Source organism: Bacteroides sp. AM07-18 (assembly GCF_003602695.1).
GTDB classification, from domain to species: domain Bacteria; phylum Bacteroidota; class Bacteroidia; order Bacteroidales; family Bacteroidaceae; genus Bacteroides; species Bacteroides uniformis.
Genome location: NZ_QTLM01000029.1, coordinates 7011 through 8550 on the forward strand (window position 1 = coordinate 7011; position 1540 = coordinate 8550).

Genomic DNA, 1540 nt, shown 5'->3' on the forward strand with positions numbered 1-1540 from the left:
ATTCCGTTACTTCGCAGGTAACGGAGGAATTTTCCGTGCAAACATAATTGTTTTTCTATAAATGAGCAAATAATAATGCTGTTTTTTTATAATTAATCGAAAAATCTGCATTTAAGCGCACTTTTTTGTTAATGGGATTGTTGTTCGCCCCAATTATTAGTGTATTTGCACGTATGTTCTGCATTATAAAGGGATTGTACTTATACATATTATTAATAAGAGAATGTATAATTTAAATTGAAGATGAAAGAGATTATCTTACAAGAAATGCTGTCAACTATTATTGGAGAGCTTCGAGAAAATGGGAGATGGGGAACAGCCCATATTTACCAATCTACATTGAATGTGTTTTCCGCATTCAATAACTATCGGGATTTGCATCTGCGCAAATTGAATCCAGTGGTTTTGAAACGTTTTGAAATGCACCTGCGTCAACGAGATTGCAGTTGGAACACCGTTTCTACCTATATGAAAGTCATTCGCTCGGCTTACAATCGAGCTGTAGATTTACGATGTGTCCGTTATACTCCTAGATTATTTGAACATGTGTATACAGGAACTAAAGCAGACAAGAAAAGAGCTTTGGAAGCTTCGGATATAGGAACTTTAGTTCGCGGGACAGAAATGGATTTGTCCAAAAGGATTCCTTCCTCAAGCCTTCAAAAGGCCAAAATGCTATTTGTTTTTATGTTTATGATGCGTGGTCTCCCATTTGTCGATTTAGCTTTCTTGCACAAGAAAGACCTGCAAGGGAATGTATTGTCCTATCGTAGAAGAAAGACTGGTCGCACCTTACGGGTACTTCTATCCCCTGAAGCCTTACAGCTGGTACACATGGTATCCAATAAGGACGAGAACTCACCTTATTTATTCCCAATATTACGTAGCAAGGATGGTACAGAAGCGGCTTATAAAGAGTATCAATCAGCTTTGAGGCGTTTTAACTATCAGCTGTCAGCTTTAAAAACACATTTGAATATGAGTTCACATCTTAGTTCGTATTCGGCAAGACACACGTGGGCCACAATGGCATATTATTGTGAGATTCACCCTGGCATTATTTCCGAAGCGATGGGACATTCATCGATAAATGTTACTGAAACCTATCTCAAACCTTTCAACGACAAGAAGATTGATGAAGCAAATGAGAAGGTAATTTCTTTTGTAAAAAGCAATGGAATCTCGGCATAGATTTTTTTATTTTTATTGACAAAGCGGCCTAGATGTGTCCATATTTATTCCTCCCGCAAGAAGCATCTCTTGAAGGGAAGAGTCCTCTCGCTCATTTCTCAACAACTTCCCCTTAAGCCAAAACTCTACAAAATAACACTTTAAGTCTTTCTTTCCCTATAAATATTTTGATTTCCCTTTATCGTAACTTTACCTCTCGGTCATATTATCAGAATTCCACCTATAAGCCACTTTTCATCTTTCATCACTTAAAATGTTATAAACAATTATAGAGGCATTACAACTATATTAAACTTCTTTTCACATAATTGATTCAAGATGGTTCCCGTTACCTGCGAAGTAACGGAAT

General features: G+C 36.9%; 1 protein-coding gene. It reads left to right on the forward strand.

What is annotated here, in order from left to right; translation table 11 throughout:
• Nucleotides 1–243: 243 nt before the first annotated feature.
• On the forward strand, nucleotides 244–1191 hold the full coding sequence (locus DW096_RS18865; protein WP_118930949.1) for a site-specific integrase: 948 nt from the start codon (nucleotides 244–246) through the stop codon (nucleotides 1189–1191).
• The last annotated feature ends 349 nt before the right edge of the window (nucleotides 1192–1540 follow it).

Bases quoted from the DNA above. Each gene is read 5' to 3' on its own strand.
- DW096_RS18865 (WP_118930949.1), top strand. From the start codon at position 244: ATGAAAGAGATTATCTTACAAGAAATGCTGTCAACTATTATTGGAGAG.